Genomic DNA, 21,457 nt, shown 5'->3' with positions numbered 1-21,457 from the left:
ACTGCGACTGCGACTGCGACTGCGACTGCGACTGCGACTGCGACTGCGACTGCGACTGCGACTGCGACTGCGACTGCGACTGCGACTGCGACTGCGACTGCGACTGCGACTAAAAACTTAAAGCGTAACTTCTTTCGGACAAGGAATACTTAAAGCCGTTGGTTTTGGATAAACACGGTTATTATACATTCGATATTGTGTCGAAACGGTTCCTCCAAAGAGTTTGTCGTTTGTGAGTTTTAATTCAAATGAAATTTCATATAAACCTGTACTGATTTCCTTGTACGTTCCTTCTCCTGAAATAGAAATAATATGGGTGTTTGATGCACTAGACCCAATCGTTAAATCTTGCGGAATTACCAGAACCGTTCCCTGTGTTTTGCTGTTTCCGTTTTCCGGGAAAAACTCTAAAGCAGAAGTAATATTAAATCCCGGAGATACGGCCGCAGCGTTGCTTTCGTTAGAAAACCATCTTTTTAAACCAAAAGAGTTTACTGTATTTGCCCCCGTAGAAACGTTAAAACCAATTTTAAAGGCATCGTGATATACATCGTCATTAGGGTTTGCTGTTCCTTTGTCGCTATAAAGTATGGCATTTTCATTATCCTTAGTAACCACAACAGGAAAGGTTAAAGCATTAAAGGTCTGCCATGTGCAAGTGCCATTATTGTTAAACCAGTGTTCCCCGTAGGTCAAATAAAATGCATTTGTAGGATCTGTAAATTTTGAAGCTGGATATGCCTGTAAATCTCTGGGTGATTTTGTTGGTTTTACAATCGTCAGGTTAAGGTTTCCGGTTGCATTGTAATTCGGAATATTTACTAAGCTTATTTTGGATTCGTAACGGGCATCGTCATTCTGAAGATCCTCTAAAAGAGTCAGATGATAGGTTATTGAACTTCTGTTGTCGCCATAATCATCATGTGTTAAAGAATATTCAAAACCATTTTGAAATTTAAAAATAGCAGCCTTTTCTATTTCAGAAGGAAAAAATCCGTTTGGGAAATTAATTTTAAAATCAATTGTTTCGCCAACTTCGCCTTTTATCACATATTGAGTAACCGGAAAAGTATAATTGGCAGTAATGGTTCCCAGATCAATCTTAAAGGAATCATTAGGATAAGTTGAATTTAGATTTCCAATATTGATCTCCGGATCAGATACAGTTTCTAATTTTAAAGTAATACTTTGATTGGCAGTCCATCTTTTATCAAAAGAAACAAAAATAGTATCCGTTACTTTGCTTCCTTCAAAGACTAACTGATTGACCGGATTTACTGTAAAACTATCGTTATCACCAGTTGATGATACTGCACTGAAGTGAGCCGTTACAGCACCTTTTAAAGGATTAGCTGTTAAAGCAACCGGAATTTTCAAAGTTTTTACCGAACTATTTTTGTAAGTAGATTGAGGGATTAGAATTCCGCTTACTGTCGGATATTCTAATGGAACATGATTAGTGTTTACCATGAAGTTAAATCTTAAATAAGGATCTATTTTTGAACCTAATTTATAATCGTCTTTTGAGCATGATGCCAATAGCAATGCTATGCCAAATATGCTGAATATCTTAATAAGATTCATTTTGTTGTAAGTTTGAATTAAGATTAATATTGGATTGTGGTATTGGTAATACGAATTTCAGAGACGGATAAGCCATACCGCAATTTGTCGAAATACAGCCATCATTTCTTGTAATTCCTTTATGGTTGCGAACAAGATCAAAGAATAAATGCCCTTCAAAACAAAGTTCTTTTCTTCTTTCTAAAAAGATATCCTCTTTCAGGTTGGCAGTATTCGTTAATAAAGCGGCATTGGCGCGTGCACGAATGGTATTAACATCGGCCATTGCAAGTGCTGGCTGATTGTTTTCGAGAGCAGCTTCGGCACGAATTAAATACAATTCACTTAGTCTAAAAGCCACATATCCGGCATTATCCTGAAATTTACGCGTAAAATTGTACGGAACAGCCGTTAAAACTCCGTTTACTAAAGTCTGAAGATGTACAGTAATAAATAATTGTTTCCTTATATCATTACTTTCATAAAGATCAACAAGGTCGTTTGAAGCTACATAATGGGCATAAGTGCTTGAAGTAACACCAAAATAATTTGACATTGATGTTGATACGATACTTTCTGAATCCTTTGATACTGAAAATTCTAGCAAAGCTTCAGAAACAGGAAGATCTGGCTGTGCCCATTGGGAAACTAAATCAGTAGCATTTACTAATTTAAATCCGGAATTTGCAATTACGTCATTTGCAGTTTCATAGGCATTAGCCCAATCTTTTTTGTACAGATATACTCTTGCCAGCAACGCTTTTGCATTATTTTTATTGAAATAAGAATAAATGGGGCCCGCCATGGCAGCAGTTTCAGAATAATTCTCTATGGCTGTTTTTAAATCAGTAATGATTAAGGAATAAGTATTTGCAAGAGTTTCCCTTTTAGGATATTTAAGTCCCGATTTTATCGATTCAGTATTATAGACAATTCCTAAATGCGAAGCATCAGGCGTGTATTCATAATCCTGGCAATAAATCTGTGATAAAACAAAATGGGCATAAGCTCTAATGGTTAAGGCTTCTGCTTGTATCTGCTTTTTTTCGGTTTCAGTAGCATCTTTAAGCTTTGGCGTATATTCTAAAATCAAGTTAGCCTGATTAATAATGCTGTAATTACCACTGTAAAATGATGCAAAATTGCTTGTCTCGGCCATATCTTCAAAAGAATATGCTTCCCTAAGATTAACTCCCGGTGTAATCTGTCCTAAACTGTTTCCTGAAGAAGTGGGTGTAAATTTGATATTTCCGCCTTGTAAATCAGAATAAACAGAAAAACGTTCTTCTCTTACCGTACCTTCTACATTGCGATAAAGACCTTTTAAAGCTATTAAGACACCTTCCTTATTTTGTAGAAGTTCGTCTATAGAAGTTTGTGTTCCGGGTTCCTGCTCCAGAAAATCACTGCAGCTTTGCAATGTAAAAATCAGGAAAGCTATTGTGATATATTTTAAATAATTCATCGTCTTAAAATTTTGCATTTACACCAAGTGAAATTGTTCTTGCCTGTGGATAAGTGTAGCTAAACTCCCGTATTCCGTTCATTCCTTTCGGACTTTTGTCTTTGTACCAGTACAACACATTTGTAGCATCTGCAAAAACAGAAAGTGTATCCAAGAAAATATTTTTTACAGGCACATTATAACTAAGATTAATGTTGCTTAATCGTACATAAGTAGCGTCATAAACATACTTGCTTAAATTTGCCGTAACCGGTACAATTGTTACCGCTGAATACGGTACAATATCTCCTGGATTTCTCCAGTGATTAGCAGCATTTACAGAAAGATTTCTGTTGGATGTATTCGAGTATTTGTCAATTATAGCATCAGATGCAAAGAAATCGCCACCCAATTGGAAATCTCCTCTTAGTGATAAAATTAAATTGCTGAAAAAGGTAAAACTATTATTGAAACCACCATATGCTTTAGCCTGCGTGTCGCCAATAGGTTCCCAGTCTGCTATTGTAAATAGCGTTTTATAAGTGGCTAGGTCATATACCTGTCCGTTTTTAGTAACCAGGTCTCTGCCGGTAGCGGGATCAACACCCACCCATTTTATTCCCCAGACTGAGGTAGTGCTGTAACCAATTTTTTGTGCCAAAGCAAGTTCCGCTGTAGAGAATTCGCTTCCTAAACCTTTTAAATCAGTTACTTTACTATCTACGGTAGAAATATTAAAAGAAGTAGTCCATTTAAAATTTGTGTTGGTAATCCATTTAATTCTAGTCTGAAATTCAAACCCCTGATTGTACATGCTTGCCGCATTCAACAACATAGAACTATAACCGGTTTCAGTAGGAATATTTCGGGTTGTAATTAAATCACTTTTGTCATCACGATAATATTCTACAGAAAACTCGACGCGATTGAAGATATTAAAATCGATTCCGGCATTAAACTTCGTGTTTTTTTCCCAGCTTAACCTTCCATTTGGAGCAGAGCCCGGAGTAGCACCAGTTCCGCCATTATAATTATTTTGTTGATAATTGTATAAACCCTTTGATCGGTAAGAACCAATTCTCGAGTTTCCTGTTGTACCGTAACTCGTTTTTATTTTTAAAAAGTTAATCCACGAATTGTTATTAAGGAAGTTTTCATTACTAATAATCCAACTGGCTCCAAGGCCGCCATTATTAGCCACATCAGTATCATCTCCGAACACAGAACTTTGATCGCGACGGAAATTGGCTAATACATAATATCGTTTTTTATAATTATAATTTAGCTGAGAAAATAAAGATACTCGCGAGTTATAACTAATTTCCTTTCCAATTACCTGATTACTTGTAGATTCATCCACATCAGGAGTTAATGGATTATCATCTTTTATAGCATTAAAGATCGGATTGATAACATTAGGATTTACAAAACCAGTTCCGGACTGATAATCAAAATCAGTTTTATCCTCAGAAAGTTCAAAACCAACAACACCATCAATAGCATGATTTTTAGTAAGCTGTTTGTTAAATAAAGCTTGTCCTTGCCAGTTCCATTTAGTCGTGTTTCTTTGGTTTAAAAGTCGGCGCCCCCATCTTTTATAAGTGGTATCGTCTAAAACAAAAGTTCCGGGAAACTGACCGCTTTCATTTTCAGCCGAAAAATATCGATCCTGATCTTTATCAGTATAGTCCATACCAAACAGCGTAGAGAATTTTATAGCATTACTTAGTTTATAAGAAAGACTTAAACTACCTAAAATGCCATACGTTTTTGCTTCATTTTTGTTTTGCTCTATCGCTGCCAACGGATTTCCTCTCATCATGCCACTAACGCCTAATAATGAGTACGATCCATCCTCATTATAAGGAGAAAGAGTAGGCAGGTAAGCAAAAGAATAAAAGATATTGGGTGCAGTCTTCTGAGTATAACTTGGATTAAGCATTAAGCTGATATCTAGTTTACCGGAACTGTAACCTAAATTGATCCCCGCGTTCAATTGTTTGGTATTGTTACCCATTTGCGGTTCATCAATTTTTGTATAGCTAATATTGGTGCGATATGAAATTTTTGATGTTGAGCCGGAAACATTAAAATTATATTTATTGAAAATTCCTGATTGATTCAATAGACCAAACCAATCTGTATTGACACCATTATAGGGAGTCAGGACGGCTCCCGGAGTAGTATTTTTTACAAATTCGTTCCTAAGCTCATTGTATTGCTCTCCGTTAAGATATTTAATCTGATTGATGGCTGATGAAACCCCAAGCTGATTGGAGAAACCAAATTGTGTTTTTCCTTTTTTTCCTTTTTTGGTCGTGATCAAAATAACACCATTTGCACCGTCAGCACCGTAAATACCTACAGCCGCTGCATCTTTAAGAACTGAAATGCTTTCAATATTTTCGGGAGCGATTTTCATCAGCGGATTACCAAAACTTTCTGTAAAATCTCCGTTTCCGCTAAAATATGCGCTGTCTATTCCGTACTCTTCTCCCATGATTACGCCATCAATAATGATCAGTGGCTGACTTGAAGTTCCCGTTCGTGCACCGGTAAAAGAAGATAAAGTTCCCTGTCCGCGAATATTAATTTTTACCGGACCACCAACACCAGAAGTATTTTCGACCAATACACCGGCGATTTGACCAGTAATCATTTTATCGACACTTTCTGAAGCTTGCTCAACGGCTATATCTTTGGCATATAGGGTAGAAATACTCCCAACGATTTCCTCTTTTAGTTTTGTAGTACCGTAAGACGAAGTAATTACGACAGGATTTAATTCGTCCGTCGCTTCTTTAAGATAAAAAACAAACTGTTTTTTGTCATTTGTTTTTTGCGATTGAGATTCCATTCCTAAAAATCCAACTTCAAGAATCGTATTAGCAATATCATTCCCTTTTAACTCATAAACAAATTTCCCGTTAAAATCAGTTATAGCGCCCATTCCTGTATCTTTTATGCGAATGGTTGCTCCGGGAAGCGGTTGTTTGTCTTTTGCACTATAAACTGTTCCGCTAATGAATCTCTCTTTTTCATCAGAAGATATAGTAGATGTTGGAGCAGGAGCAGCGTTCGTTAATAAAACCTGTTTTTTCTGGATATAAAACGAAATGTTTTTACCGGCTAACAATTGTGTCAGCGCCATTTCTAAAGTGGCATTCTGAACATTAATATCTGCTAACTGATCAGCATCTATTTTTCTGGCGTTGTAAATAATCCTAAAATCAGTTTGTTCTTCAATAGCTTTAATAATCAAACTAATAGGTTTGTTTTTGAGCTGTAAAGTGATGCTTTTATTCTGAGAAAAACCTTTGAAACTGGATAAAAGCAGGGCTAGGAAAAATAGAATTTTCCTTAAATCGGGTATCGTAAAAGTCATGTTTATTTAGTTATGGAAGGTTGGTAATGGTTATTGTATTTCCTTTAATGGAATAATTAAAAGGCGTGTCACGTTTTAGAAGTTCTAAAATGTTTTCGACACTGGATTCGCTAATTTTAATAGTACCGGTAAAATTCTGTCTGGCCAAAACAGTATTTTTATTGATAATTTCGACGTCGTAAGTACGCTGAATTATTTTAGCGATGGTAGAAAATGGAGTGTCTTTAAAAGCAAGTTCACCTTTTGTCCAGGCAGAATAGAAAGCAGGATCAACTTCTTTTGTTGTAATTTTTTTAGAGTTGTTTTGCCAGGTTGCCATTTGGTTAGGCTTTAACAAAATAACATTTTGTTTGTTTTCGACTTCATACATCTGAATACTTCCTTCGACCAGAGTACTGTTGACCGTTGGGTTTTCAGGATACGCACTAACGTTAAATTTTGTTCCCAGAACTTCAACATCAACCTGATTGGCGCTGACAATAAAAGGATGTTCTTTGTCTTTGGCCACTTCAAAAAAAGCTTCACCGGTTAAATACACATTTCTTTTTCCGTTGATGCCAAATTGCTCCGGATATCTTAATGTTGTTCCTGAATTTAAACTCACCACCGTTCCGTCTGAAAGCGTCAATTTGAATCTTTTTCCGTAAGGAACTTTCAATGTATTGTAAACCAATTGCTGATCCTGAACTTTTCCAAAGTAAATGATTTGGTTTGGAAACTTCTTAGCAATTAGATCGCCTTTAGCGTTTACCAATTTTGTATGGTTGTCTTTCGTAATATATTCAGAACGTCCATCAGCTAATTCTAAAACAATTTCTTTTGCTGATTTTGTTTTTTCATTCAAATTGAACGCTAATTTGCTTAATCCGATCAGGACAATAAATACCGCGGCATATTTCAGATAATGAATTATTTTATTTTTTGGTCGAATTAAAACTACAGGAACACTATCGCTTGAAAGATTTTCAGAAAGTGCCGTTAACGCCCAGGTTTTCTTTAAAGTTATAAAATGCTTTTTATTTTCTTCCGAGGCTTCAATCCATTCAAAAAGAATTTGAACTTCTTGTTCTGAAGCTTCATTAGAAAGGTATTTATAAATGATTTCTGATGTCATATTTGAGTTTTTAAACTTCTCGCTGTAGTAAGTACACTTCAGAATTAAAATACCCTACCTTTTATTTTTAATTATTACAAATAAGGATAAAAATAAGAAATAAATAATCCGATAATTTCGTTTTTAAAATCTTCAAAGCCTTTGTCATATGGGCTTCTACAGCTTTTAAGGTCACTTGCATTTCTTCGGCGATTTCTGCATTTTTTTTATCTTCGTAACGTTTTTTTATAAAAACCTCGCGGGTTTTGGGAGGAAGTTCACTAATCGATTCCTGAATTAAACGTTCTAATTCCGTTAATTCTAAAGTATCAAACTGAACCGAATTTAAGATTTCGATATCCAGTTCCCTTTCTTTCTGATTTAAAATCTCACTTTTAAATTTATCTTTCACCTTATTGTGCCGGATCATATTCAGACATTTCGATTTGGCATAAGTATACAGGAAGGATTGAATACCATTTACAGATTCAACAGTTTCTCTGTTTTGCCATAAATGAACAAATGCCTCTTGCGCAAAATTCTCAGCTTCGTCTTTATCATAAATAAACTGAACGCTGAACGCTGTAATTCGGCGAAAGTATTTGTCGTAAAAATAAGTGAAAGCAGTTTCGTCTCCTTCTTTGAAAGATTCAAAAAGATGTAATTCGAAACTGGTAGTATTGTTCATTATAAAAGGATCACTTTTTTAGAAAGCAATATAGGTAATTTATCCAAAAGACCTTTTTTGCCTGGAAATCGGCAAATATAAAAGTTTATTTATATTAATTCTAAATAAAATTTAAATAAAGATCGTTTTAAAAAATATTATTCAGAATAAGTGTAAAAAATGCCTTTATTTTATACGTTATAATTAAGTTTAGTATTGCTGTGTGTTTTTTGAACCATATAAGTTATAGAATCTCGATGTTTTTTTGAATTGTAAAAATCATATAAGGAAGTCTAATATGAACTTATACGTTAGAACCATTTTAATTATACGAACCAATTTTAATATGAACTTATATAGTGAAGCATTTTTATTAAAAAACAAAAATTGTGCGAAACAACTTTAATAGGTACTTATATAATGTATCAGGTAAAAAATTTCATACTCAAATATTGGTAACTAAATTTTAATTTGTATCATTGTAGTATAGAATAGTATAATAACTTAAAAATTTATTGAATGAGACAATATCCTTTCCTACTAAAGAGCCTGTTTCTGTCCGTTTTATTAACGGCATTTTTTTGCAATCCGGCTTTTGCACAAAATGATATCAAAATGACTTTTGGCAAAAACGGTACTATTACTTATGATGCAAAACAAAAAACAATTGCAGTAAGTCAATCCGGCAAAACTATATTTAGCGGAGCAAAAGCTTCAGTAGTTGTAAATGGTAAAACAATTTCAATAAGTTCTTATCCGAAAGCTGTTTTTGCAAAAGAAACTCTTAATGATGATTTAGGAAAAGGTCTAAAATATACGCTTACTTATAAAGATAAAAGTAAAGCGACGGTAGTTCAGAGTTTTTATACGTATAACGATCAGGACTATTTTATTACTCAATTAGAAATTTTGGGTAACGGGCAACAAATCGCAACCAACTATATTGCTCCATTAGATTTAGGAAAAATTGCTTTTGACAAAATAGAAAATCTGCAAACGGTTTTTGTTCCTTATGATAATGATGCCTTCATTAGTTATAACTCTAAAAAGTTAGATACCATTTCTTATAATACAAGTGCCGAAGTTGGAATCATATTTAATAATACTTCCCGTAACGGTTTTATCGTAGGTTCTCTTGAACATACAATCTGGAAAAGTGCCGTAAAAACGATCAATCAAAACAAACAACCTTTGTTTTCTGCCTGGGCAGGATATTCAGAAAAAGAGAACACGCGTGATAGTATTGCCCACGGGATTGTAAAAGCGGATAAAGTTGCTTCTCCAAAATTTTTCGTAGGATACTATTCAGATTGGAGAAACGGTATGGAACAATATGCGAAAACAAATCGCATTGTAGAAAAGCCTTTTGTTTTTGCATGGGACAAACCAACTCCGGTAGGCTGGAACAGTTGGGGAGTTTTGATGGAGAAAATTAATTTTGAGAACACGACTAAAGTGGCTGATTTCTTTGCTAATTCAGTTCCGGAATTTCGTGTTGGCAATACCGCTTATATTGATCTTGATTCGTTTTGGGACAATATGGTTAAAGGTGGTTTTACCGGTGATTTTAGTAAACTAAAAGAATTTGCAGATTATTGCAAAAAGAAAGGTTTAGAGCCGGGAGCATACTGGGCGCCATTTACAGATTGGGGATGGAAAGATGGCCCAAACCGCAAAGCCGAAGGAAGTGATTATACGTTTGGAGAATTGTGGACAAAAACCGGAAACACTTATTTTGATTTTGATGGCGCGAGAGCGATAGATCCTACACATCCGGGAACGCTTAAACGTGTTGATTATGTGATTAATAAACTGATAGAGTGTGGTTTTAAGATGATTAAAATCGACTTTTTAGGTCACGCAGCTGCCGAATCGACTTCGTTTTATGATAAAAATGTAACTACAGGAATGCGGGCTTATAAAGTAGGTATGGAACATTTAGTAAATGCGCTGGATGGCCAAATGCTTATTTATGCAGCAATTTCTCCAAACATGGCTACATCTCGTTATGCGCACATTCGCCGTATTGCATGTGATGCCTGGAAAACAATCGAGCAAACACAATATACCTTAAATAGTGTAAACTACGGTTGGTGGCAAACGTATTCATACGATTATATAGATGCAGATCACGTTGTTTTTGCTGATGTTACAGAAGGAGAGAACCGTGCGAGATTAATTTCGTCCGTTATTACAGGAACTTTAATTACGGGTGACGATTATAGCAAAGACGGAATCTGGAGCAAACGCGCAAAAGAATGGCTTCAGAATAAAGAAATACTTAAGATTGTAGAAAATGGTGTAGCGTTCCGTCCGGTAGAAGGGAACACAGGAAAGTTGACTACTGAAGTTTTTGAACAAAAAATAGGTAACGATTGGTACATCAGTATTTTGAATTACGGAAATACGAGTAAAACATATGCGCTTCCTTTAGAACGATTAGGCATAAAAAACGGAAATTATAAATTACACGATGTTTTTACTGCAGAAAATATTGAAGTAAAAAACAACACTATAAATCTAAGTCTTGGGGCTAAAGATGCTCGTTTATTTAAAATTGTAAAATAAATTACCGGCATGAATAAATACCTCTTAAGAAAAGCGATACTTGTATGGGTACTCTTTAGTGCATTCAATACAGCCAATGCTGCGGTAATATTGCCGTCATTCTTTACCGATAATATGGTGCTGCAACAAAAAAGTGCAGTTCCGTTTTGGGGAGAAAGCGACGCAAAATCAGTAAACATTAAAACTTCCTGGGATAAAAAATCATATACAGGCAAAGTAGTGAACGGCAAATGGAATGTAGTTTTGAAAACCCCAATTTATGGAGGACCTTATACGATTACCATAAATGACGGAACGATTAAAACGCTAAAGAATGTTTTGATTGGCGAAGTTTGGTTGTGTTCCGGACAGAGTAATATGGAAATGCCATTAAAAGGCTGGGGAAAAATTGATCATTATAAAGAAGAAATATCCAATGCCAATTATCCTCAAATACGATTATTACAGGCCGAACATATAGAAAGTACGCTACCATTAAATACACTAAAAGTACAACACGGCGGATGGAATGTTTGCAGCCCTGAAACCGTAGCTGATTTTAGCGCAACGGCTTATTTTTTTGCCAGAAAGATTTACAAAGAAAAAAATATCCCAATAGGGTTAATTCATTCTTCCTGGGGAGGAACACTAATTGAAGCATGGACAAGTTCCGGAGCGTTAACCACTATTCATGATTTTGATACCGAAATTCAGGCAATGAAATCGGAGGTTGATGCAGCAGCATTATTAAAAAAGTATAATGCTGATATGGAGGATTGGGAAATGAAATTAAGAGGTTCAGATCAAGGATTTGAGACTGGAAAAATAATTTGGGCAACACCCAATTTTGATGATTCATCCTGGAAAACAATGACATTGCCTTCATTTTTTGACAGCAACGGATTAGGCAATTTTGATGGTATTGTTTGGTTTAGAAAAAAGGTAACACTTTCAGAAAATAGTATAAAAAAAGACCTGATCATCAGTTATTATGCAGATGATGATGATATGATTTGGGTAAACGGAAATTATATTGGTGAAACCAAGGGATATAATGTAAAACGTCATTACACAATCCCCTCTCAATTTCTAAGAAAAGGCGAAAACACCATAACCATCAGGGTTTTTGACGGATCAGGAAATGGTGGAATTTACGGAGACGAAAACTTTGCTGCAAAATCAGAAAAAGAAACCATTTCGTTAGCCGGAGACTGGAAATATAATATTGGTGCAGATAGTAAAAATTTGCCTGCTAAACCGTATTTGGCTCAAGGCCAAAACAGACCAAGCGCCATATACAACGCAATGATCGCACCTTTGACAGATTATAAAATAAAAGGAGTAATCTGGTATCAGGGAGAAAGCAATGCAGAAAGAGCATACCAATATCAAAAGTTATTTCAGTTGTTGATAAACGATTGGAGGGATAAATTTAAAGATAAAAATTTGCCTTTTTTCTTTGTTCAGTTAGCCAATTACAAACAACAAAAACAAGAACCGGGAGAGTCAGATTGGGCAGAGTTGAGAGAAGCACAGTTTAAGGCTTTAAAGTTGCCAAACACCGGAATGGCGGTTACAACTGATATTGGGAACGGAGAAGATATTCATCCAAAAAACAAACAAGATGTTGGAGGTCGTTTGGCCAGTATAGCTTTGGCAAAAGTATACAATACCAAAATTGATTATTCCGGACCATTGTATAAATCCTATAGCATAAAAGGAAATACAGCTACAATAGATTTTGACTTTAATAAAAATATAAAAGCGCGAGACGATGCACTTAAAGGATTTAGTATAGCAGGATCAGACCAGAAATTTTATTGGGCAGATGCTAAAGTAGTCAAGGGAAAAGTTGAGGTATATTCTCAGGAAGTACCAAATCCGGTGTCTGTTCGCTACAATTGGGCTGATAATCCTATTGGGAATTTAACGAATGCATCAGGATTACCGGCATCATCGTTTAGAACAGATATTTGGGCAGGAATTACACAAGAAAAGAAATAGAAATAAAAATATAGTAAAAATGAAAAAACATATTACCACTTTAAGGCAATCTTTTGGGATAGCATTTTTTATGCTGGCGAGTTATTGCAGCCCGGTTACGGCGCAACAAATTATCTCAGTAAAAACAAAAAGTAATGCGCTTGTTTTGCAGGTAACTCCCGGAAAAGAATTGAACACCATTTATTTAGGAGAAAAACTGGCAAATGATTTTGAGTACGTAAAAATACAAGCTCAGTTCAAACAGGGAGTAGATTATTCGGGGATTTATAATGCAGCTTATACACCATCGGGTTCTAAAAACTTACTGGAGCCGGCAATTGCAGTAACGCATGCTGACGGAAATAATTCATTGGATTTATTATATGTAGAGCATAAAACAACAACAATAAGTACAGGGGTTTCTCAAACAGAAATTACATTAAAAGATAATGTATATCCGGTTGAGGTTCATATGTTTATTCAGTCCTACTATGATACTGATGTTATCGAGCAATGGACAACAATTAAACACACAGAGAAAAGTAACATTACTTTGAACAAATATGCTTCGGCTAATTTGTATCTGAAAGGATACAACAACTTTTATCTGAATCAATATCACGGAGACTGGGTAAAAGAAATGCAGCCTGAAGAAACAAAACTGACTCACGGTATCAAAGTATTGGATTCTAAATTAGGATCGCGTGCCAATTTGTTTCAGCCGTCGGTTTTTATGGTTTCTCTGGATAAACCGGCAACCGAGGATGAGGGGAAAGTTTTGTTTGCAGGTTTAGAATGGTCAGGAAATTTCCGTACAGATTTAGAATTGGATCCATTGAATAATCTTCGTGTTATTTCAGGGATTAATAATGCAGCGGCAGCTTATTCTTTGGCAAAAAACACAGTATTTACAACGCCTAAATTTTGGTATACATTATCTTCTAAAGGAAGAGGAAATGCAAGTCGTAATTTGCACGACTGGTCAAGGAATTATAAAATTTTAGACGGAAAAGGAAGTCGTTTGACATTGCTGAACAACTGGGAAGCTACTTATTTTAACTTTGATGAAGATAAACTAAAAGTACTTATTGCTGATAGTAAAAAACTGGGCGTTGATATGTTTTTATTAGACGACGGATGGTTCGGAAATAATTATCCTCGTAATAATGACGATGCAGCTCTTGGAGATTGGGATGTAAACAAAAAGAAATTACCAAACGGAATTGGAACTTTGGTAAAAACAGCCAAAGACAATCAGGTAAAATTCGGAATCTGGATCGAGCCTGAAATGGTAAGTCCAGCGAGTGATTTGTACAAAAAACATCCGGAATGGGTTATCAAACAACCAGGAAGAGCAGAACATTATTTCCGTAACCAATTGGTATTGGATTTATCAAACCCAAAAGTACAGGATTTTGTTTATGGAATTGTGGACAATCTTTTTACCGAAAATCCGGAATTAGCCTATATCAAATGGGATTGTAATGCAGTAATTTACAATGCGTACTCGAGCAATCTAAAAGACAAACAAAATAATTTTTATACAGATTATGTAACGGGATTGTATAATGTTTTGGAACGTATTCGTGCCAAATATCCTAAAGTACCTATGATGTTATGCTCCGGTGGTGGAGGAAGAGTGGATTATGCAGCATTAAAATACTTTACGGAGTTCTGGCCAAGTGATAATACAGATCCTCTGGAGCGCGTATTTATGCAATGGGAATACTCTTATTTCTATCCTGCTTTGACCATTGCTGCACACGTAACAGATTGGGGAAAACAACCCATAAAATACCGTACAGATGTTGCGATGATGGGAAGATTAGGTTTTGATATTGTAGTGAAAGACCTGAATGAAAAAGATTTGGCTTTTGTTCAACTAGCGATTAAAAATTATGGTGCATTGAGCAACACCATCTGGCAAGGAGATCAATATCGTTTGCAAAATCCTCTTGGTAATGATGCAGCAGCAGTGATGTTTGTAAATAAAAATGGTAACGAAGCAGTAGTATTTGGTTATTCAGTTAATTCTAGATACGAAGCGGGAACACATCTTCCGATAAAACTAAAAGGATTACAAGCAGGACAAAATTATAAAGTAGAAGAAATCAACGTATATCCGGATAAAAAGCCAGTTGTAGAGACTGCAACTTATTCAGGTGATTTTTTAATGCAGGTTGGAATTAATCCAAATGTGAATTCTTCGAATACAAGTGTTGTTTTAAAAATTACAAAGGCCTAAATCTCAAACATTAGTATATATTTGTATTATCATTTCTAAATAAATACCTATTAAAAACGTTTTATGAAGCAAATTATTCAGCAGATAAAAAATCTTGAATCTATAAATTCCTTCTCTAAACATGAACAATTGGTTCAGGGAATAATTAATTCTATTGATGAAAAAGTAGTAACCAAAGGAGATTTACTTCCGTCTGTAAATACTTTTATAAACGAGTTGGGGTTTGCGAGAGAAACCATTGCGAAGGCTTATAAAGAACTTGTTCATAGAGGCATAATCGAATCTAAAAACCGATTAGGGTATTTTGTTGCTACCAATGATGTGAAACAAGAATTAAAAGTCGCATTGCTGATATTTGCATTTGATATTTTTCAGGAAACGTTTTATGAGAATTTCAGAAAAGGTCTTGGAAAAAATATTCAGTTGGATATCTTTTTTCACCATAATAATTTTGATACGTTCGAAAGTATTGTTCAGAATATAAAAGGAAAATACGGAATGTTTGTTATTGCTCCAATTCCGAGTAAAAAAACGCCGGCTGTTTTAAAACAATTGCCTACCAACAGAGTATTACTGGTAGACCGTTTTATAGAAACAGATGAAGATTACAATTATGTTGCACAAGAGTTTGGAGATTCGTCTTACAATGCTTTTGTGCAGCTTAAAGATAAAATTAAAAAGTACGACGAAATCATTTTCTTTTTCAAACCATCGTCTGCAGAGCCTGATGAAATCTTAAATTCGTTTAAAAGATTCATGAAGGATTATGATATCAAAGGTGTTATAAAAGAAGAGTATGTGTCCGGTTCTCTGGAGAAAGGAAAAGTATATTTTACGATTCACAATCTCGAGCTTTGGGAAATGCTCAAAGACTCCAAAATAAAAGGACTCAAAATAGGTTCAGATATTGGTTTTATATCCCACAATGATGATATCGTAAAAGAAATCATCTTTGATGGCGTTACCACATTCTCAACTGATTTCTCTGAAATGGGAAAAAAAGCAGCTAATTTTGTTCTGAACCGTAAAAAAATTCAGGAGATTATTCCAACCATTTTAGTTGATAGAAATTCGTTGTAGTTTATGAGTGTATTGTCCATTGTTAGTTTTTTACTAATTACCGGTTTTATAGCCTTATTTTCAGCTTTAAAAACACGCACAAAAAAAGTACAAACCACGAACGGGCTTTTTTTTGCAGATCATAATAACAATTTTTTTATAGTAGGAGGAGCACTATTATTAAGTAATATTAGTGCAAATCAATTTATAGGCGAAAACGAATCCATATACACCAACAATATGAGCGTTATAGCATGGGGCGTAAGCTCTGTGTTTGCGATGTTGCTTGTGGCGGAGTTCTTTTTGCCTATTTATTTTCGTACCGGAGCCATGACAATTCCCGATTATCTGGGAAAACGTTACGATAATTCGACCAAAAAACTGGTGTCAATTGTATTCCTGTGCAGTTATATAGTAAATTTATTGCCAGCCGTTTTATATGGTGGTGCAGTTGCTCTTACCGGAATGTTCAATTTTTTACTGCCTTTGCAATTAACCTATTGGCAAAATATCTGGATTATGGTTTGGGTTATTGGCCTGACAGGATGTGCATATTCAGTTCTGGGAGGATTAAGGGCGATCTCTATAAGTGATACTATTTTAAGTGTTGGATTATTGACGATTGGAATTGCTTTTCCATACTTCGGATTTAAATTTTTAGGCAATGGCGATTGGTCAAAAGGATTCCATATTTTGCTTTCTCAAAATACAGAGCACTTAAATGCTATTGGAGGCGCTCATGATGAAATTCCTTTGAGTACCATTTTTACAGGTATGTTTATAATGAACCTTTATTATTGGGGAATGGAACAGTTTATCGTTCAGCAAGCGCTTTCGGCAAAAAGTTTATCACACAGTCAAAAAGGCATGGGATTAGCTTGTCTAGGCAAATTGCTTTGTCCTTTTATTATTAATATTCCCGGATTGATAGGCGTTCACCTTTATAAAAATCTTGAAAACACTGCTGAGGTTTTTCCTTTGGTTGTAAAAGATACATTGCCGGCTATTATGATTGGATTAACTGCTGCCGTTGTTTTAGGAGCAGCAATTAGTACTTTTAATGCAGGATTGAACAGTAGTAGTACACTTTTTGTCCTTAACCTTTATAAACCCTGGTTAGAGAAAAGAAACAAAGAAGTTACAGAGAAACATTTGGTATATACAGGACGTAAATTCGAGATCATTGTTTCTGCTTTGGCCATGTTTTCGGCGCCTTTTATAATGTTTAGTAAAGCAGGTTTTTATACTTATCTGCAACAGCTTGGCGGAATGTTTTGTCTGCCAATTTTTACTATTATTCTGGTTGGTTTTGTTTCGAAAAAAGTCCCGCCGCAAGCCGCTAAAATCGGAATGATATTTTTTATATTTAGTTACATCATCTTTAATTATATATTGAATATTCAGTTGCATTATTTGCATATGCTCGCAATATTATTTGTTTTCACTACAATATGTATGTTGGCAGTTTCTAAGTTTTATCCTAATTATCATTATACCGAAATCAAACTTGAATCTGTTAAACTGTCTCCATGGAAAAACCGTTACTGGTATTTTGGCGCATTGTTGATAGGTATGATAAGTATATTCGTTTTGTTTTCGAAATGGGGAATAGCTTAGGAAAGGATCAGAGGAGCAAAGGGATAAAGGAACAAAAGGTTTTCTTGTAGAGACGTACAGTTTTTTGTACGTCTTTTTTTGTTCGGTACAACCCCAACAGGATTTTAAAACCTGTCGGGTTTAAGAGCGTAAAAATCTTCGGCGATAAAGGTTTTCTTGTAGAGATGCTTTTGCGTCTTTTTTTGTGTTCAATACAAACCCGACAGGGTTTTAAAACCTGTCGGGTTTAACAGCATAAAATTCTTCGGCGATAAATAATCTCTCTTATTTCTGGGATGCATAGGTATGGCAGCGTTCCTAAATATTGTCTTTTATAAGATAAAAGTTTAATTTTTTGGTAACAGAAAGATATTGTAGCGTATTATAAAGTGTTAAATACATTAAAAATTATGTGCTAAAATTCACAAATTAGTCTCTTTGTCAGATTATTAAGAATGGTTTTGAGGCTTTTATCGCTGTTTTTTTTGTGTTTTGCTTAACATTGTGCAAAATGTAATTTGTAAGTTTTGAATTACGAGATAATCTTCATTATCACTTTTTTATAAGAGATGGTGCTTATTTATGCCTGAGATTTCTCTATTTATTCCTTGGTTTATTTATTTTTTTCTTTTTAAAGTTTAAAATTTATACTAAAGCCGAAAAAAAAACTCGAAAAAAATATCAATTTCCTAAAACATAAATTTGGATGTTATGAAAATATTTGTATGTTTGTAATGTTGTAGTATAGTATAGTATAAGTCAATTCGTTTTCTCATATTTTAAATGCTCAATATTCAAAAAACCAAACAAAAGATTTTATTAACTAAAAACCAAATCATTATGAGAATTGCAATAAGATACTTATGCTTCTTAGTAGTTATGATGTCCGCCGGTACACTTTATTCCCAAACCATCACCGGTAAAGTTACAGATAATGAAAATTTACCACTGCCCGGTGCCACAGTACTTGTAAAAGGCACACAAAACTCAACCGTAACTGATATTGACGGAAGTTACAAAATTACAAATGTTAAATCAGGATCTTCTTTAGAATTTAGTTTTATTGGATTCAATTCACAAAGTGTTTCTGCCAATAATGCAGTTGTAAATGTTGCATTAAAACCAAGCTCACAGGAACTAAATGAAATTGTTATTGTAGGTGCAAAGGTAAAACGTAGCGATCTTACGGGTGCTGTGGGAAATGTTTCGGGCGATAAATTGACTGAAACACCAACGGCCAACGTTGTACAGGCATTGCAAGGACGTGCGGCTGGGGTTTATGTAACACAAAGTGGTAAACCCGGAGATAGTGGTGATATTAAAATTAGAGGAAATAACTCGATACAATATGGTACAAAGCCAATATTTGTAGTCGATGGTCTTATTATAGAAGGTGGATTCGAATCGATCAACCCGAATGATATTGCTAACGTTGATATTTTAAAGGATGCATCTTCTACAGCTATTTACGGAGCCAGAGGAGCAAACGGAGTTGTTGTAATTACGACCAAAAAAGGAACAAAAGGAGAAGGTAAAGTAAACTTTGATACCTGGGTTGGATTGTCTGAGTTTAGTAAAATGTTACCATTGATGAACGGTCAGCAATTATTTGATCTTAGAGTTGACGCTTTTGCGAATCAATACATGGATCAGAACCCAACAGGAGATCGTGCTGCTTATATCAACCAAATTAAATCTGACGGTTCTAAGGTATTTGCTCCTTATGAATTAGACTCTTATAGAAATGGTAAAAGTTATAATTGGTTAGATGAGATCAAGCGTACAGGTGTACAGACGAATTATAATCTTTCATTTTCTGGAGGCGGAGACAAAGGTTCCTACTTTATGAGTTTCAGTTATGCTGATCAGGATGGTTTACTTAAAAATTCTTCCTTTAAAAGATATAATGGTAAAATCAACCTGACACAAGATGTAAAAACATGGTTGCAGGTAGGTACAAATACTACTTTTTCAAATAGCAAAGCTACTTACATTAATGATAGTGCTTTTCCTAATGCTTTAGGAGCGAATCCTTTATTGCCAATTGATCCTAATGCAACGTATTTGAAATACGGAGATGCTTTAAATTCAGATGCTTACAATCCTATAAGAAGTTTAACTATAGATGATAATAGTACAAAGAACCGCTTGATGTCAAGTAATTACGTAAATATTAAAGCAGCTGAAGGATTAAATTTCAGGACTACTTTTTCTGTAGATGTTCTTGATCAGGCTAACTTTAAATATTATCCATCAGATACAGGACAATCGATAAGAAATTCTGCAAGCGGAGAAGCAAATCACTATAGATATAGTGAGTTAAACTACCAATGGGACAATACGGTAACCTATAATAAAACAATTGGTAAACATGATTTAAATGCGCTTGGAGCTTTCTCAATTCAAAAAAACACAAATAACAACTCTGAAGTTACTGCAAGAGGATTTGCATCTGATGATTTTACTTATATGTATTTGGATGGTGCTTCGCAAAAAAATAATTTCACACTTAAATCTGATTTTATAACGACAACATTAATGTCATATACAGGAAGATTAAATTATTCTTACGATAAAAAATATTTCGCAACCGTTACAACACGTTTAGATGGTTCTTCTCGTTTTGGAGGTAACAATAAGTGGGGAACTTTCCCTTCTGTGGCTTTAGGCTGGGATGTTGCTAAAGAATTTTTACAATCTGTAGAAGCTATCAAATTATTAAAACTTCGTGCAAGTTACGGTATTGCAGGTAACCAAAACATTCCTAATTATGCATATGTGAGTCAATACAGACCACAATATACTAATGGAACAGCAATATTAAGATCAGATGGTCGTTTGGGAAATCCTGATTTACAGTGGGAAAAACAAAAGCAATTTGATTTAGGTTTAGACTTTGCCTCGGCGAATAATAGATTGTCTATAACTGTAGATTATTTTAATACAACAAATGATAATTTATTAATGGAAAGAACATTATCAACCGTTACCGGATTCAAGAATATGATAGATAATGTTGGTACAATGGTAAATAAAGGAATTGAATTTGGTGCCACTTATAAAATCTTAAAACAAAATGATTTGAGTTGGGATGTTTCAGGAAATATTTCATCTGCTAAAAATAAAATTACAAAATTATATGGCGGAGCAGATGTAATTTACAAAAAGGGCGGTTGGACTGGTGTCGAAATTCAAAGAGAAGGAAATTTATTTGTGGGTAAATCAATCAATTCTATTTACGTTTATCAGTTTGATAAAATTGCTCAAACAGCTGATATGGCTGAAATCAGTAAAATTGATTTTGGAGGAAGAACAGTTAAACCTGGGGATCTTGTTCCGGTTGACAGAAACAAAGATGGTAAAATCGATGATAATGACCGCTATGTAGTAGGAAATACAGATCCTGATTTTTACGGAGGATTTGCAACTGATTTTACTTACAGAGGTTTTGGATTGAATGCTGTATTTGCTTACTCTTATGGAGGAAAAAAAATCAGTTCAGCTTACGAAAGTTATATGAATTCAGGCGGAATGAGCGCTGCTCATACAGATCTTTTAGATCGTTGGACACCGGAAAATACAAATACAAATGTGCCAAGAGCGTATTATGGTGGCGGAAGATTCAATACTTACGAAACATCACTGGCCATCCAGAATTCATCTTTCTTACGTTTGAATGCACTTACATTATCTTATAATTTACCAAGTCTGTTTTTAGAAAAAGTATATCTTCAAAATCTACGTCTGTATGTTACAGGATCTAATTTATTTACGATCACAAAATACAAAGGTTACGATCCGGAAGGTGGAGATGCATATCCTAATTCAAGAATGTTTGTTTTAGGCTTGAATGTTTCATTATAACAATTGTTTTG

Annotated in this window: 11 protein-coding genes; 6 read left to right on the top strand and 5 right to left on the bottom strand. The window is 34.7% G+C overall.

Annotated features, from left to right (window positions below; translation table 11 throughout):
- Positions 1-117: 117 nt before the first annotated feature.
- From NJT12_RS17090 to NJT12_RS17070, 5 genes are all read right to left on the bottom strand, one after another.
- The gene (locus tag NJT12_RS17090; protein WP_271337145.1) at positions 118-1,584 is read right to left on the bottom strand and encodes a hypothetical protein; all 1,467 of its coding nucleotides are present in this window, start codon (positions 1,582-1,584) and stop codon (positions 118-120) included.
- Positions 1,571-3,028, bottom strand: coding sequence for a RagB/SusD family nutrient uptake outer membrane protein (locus NJT12_RS17085; RefSeq protein WP_271337144.1), 1,458 nt, complete (start codon positions 3,026-3,028; stop codon positions 1,571-1,573). The genes NJT12_RS17090 and NJT12_RS17085 overlap by 14 nt, the downstream gene beginning before the upstream one ends.
- 4 nt (positions 3,029-3,032) lie before the next feature.
- Positions 3,033-6,392: a SusC/RagA family TonB-linked outer membrane protein gene (locus NJT12_RS17080; protein ID WP_271337143.1), complete on the bottom strand. Its 3,360-nt coding sequence runs from the start codon at positions 6,390-6,392 to the stop codon at positions 3,033-3,035.
- A 10-nt stretch (positions 6,393-6,402) separates the two neighbouring features.
- Complete coding sequence (locus NJT12_RS17075; RefSeq protein WP_271337142.1) at positions 6,403-7,506, bottom strand: FecR family protein; 1,104 nt, start codon at positions 7,504-7,506, stop codon at positions 6,403-6,405.
- A 67-nt stretch (positions 7,507-7,573) separates the two neighbouring features.
- Positions 7,574-8,173 (bottom strand): RNA polymerase sigma-70 factor, encoded by a 600-nt coding sequence (locus tag NJT12_RS17070; protein WP_271337141.1) that lies wholly within the window; start codon positions 8,171-8,173, stop codon positions 7,574-7,576.
- 498 nt (positions 8,174-8,671) lie between these two features.
- Between NJT12_RS17070 and NJT12_RS17065 the strand changes: the two genes are divergently transcribed.
- The 6 genes from NJT12_RS17065 to NJT12_RS17040 all read left to right on the top strand — a co-directional run bounded on the left by NJT12_RS17065 (position 8,672) and on the right by NJT12_RS17040 (position 21,446).
- Entirely contained in the window at positions 8,672-10,720 is a 2,049-nt protein-coding gene (locus NJT12_RS17065; protein ID WP_271337140.1) for an alpha-galactosidase, read from the top strand.
- Positions 10,721-10,729: 9 nt separating this feature from the next.
- Positions 10,730-12,703: a sialate O-acetylesterase gene (locus NJT12_RS17060; protein WP_271337139.1), complete on the top strand. Its 1,974-nt coding sequence runs from the start codon at positions 10,730-10,732 to the stop codon at positions 12,701-12,703.
- Between the two features lie 19 nt (positions 12,704-12,722).
- Entirely contained in the window at positions 12,723-14,927 is a 2,205-nt protein-coding gene (locus tag NJT12_RS17055) for an alpha-galactosidase (protein ID WP_271337138.1), read from the top strand.
- A 63-nt stretch (positions 14,928-14,990) separates the two neighbouring features.
- Entirely contained in the window at positions 14,991-16,007 is a 1,017-nt protein-coding gene (locus NJT12_RS17050) for a GntR family transcriptional regulator (RefSeq protein ID WP_271337137.1), read from the top strand.
- A gap of 3 nt (positions 16,008-16,010) precedes the next feature.
- Positions 16,011-17,603, top strand: a complete 1,593-nt coding sequence (locus NJT12_RS17045; RefSeq protein WP_271337136.1) for a solute:sodium symporter family transporter — start codon at positions 16,011-16,013, stop codon at positions 17,601-17,603.
- An 819-nt stretch (positions 17,604-18,422) separates the two neighbouring features.
- A complete protein-coding gene (locus tag NJT12_RS17040) occupies positions 18,423-21,446 on the top strand; it encodes a SusC/RagA family TonB-linked outer membrane protein (RefSeq protein ID WP_271337135.1) in 3,024 nt (1,007 codons plus the stop codon).
- Positions 21,447-21,457: the final 11 nt, after the last annotated feature.

The sequence above is a fragment of the Flavobacterium azizsancarii genome, from assembly GCF_027980145.1.
Classification (GTDB): Bacteria; Bacteroidota; Bacteroidia; order Flavobacteriales; family Flavobacteriaceae; genus Flavobacterium; species Flavobacterium azizsancarii.
The sequence above is the reverse complement of the archived record's forward strand: the minus strand, read 5'-3'. Positions and strand labels throughout refer to the sequence as shown.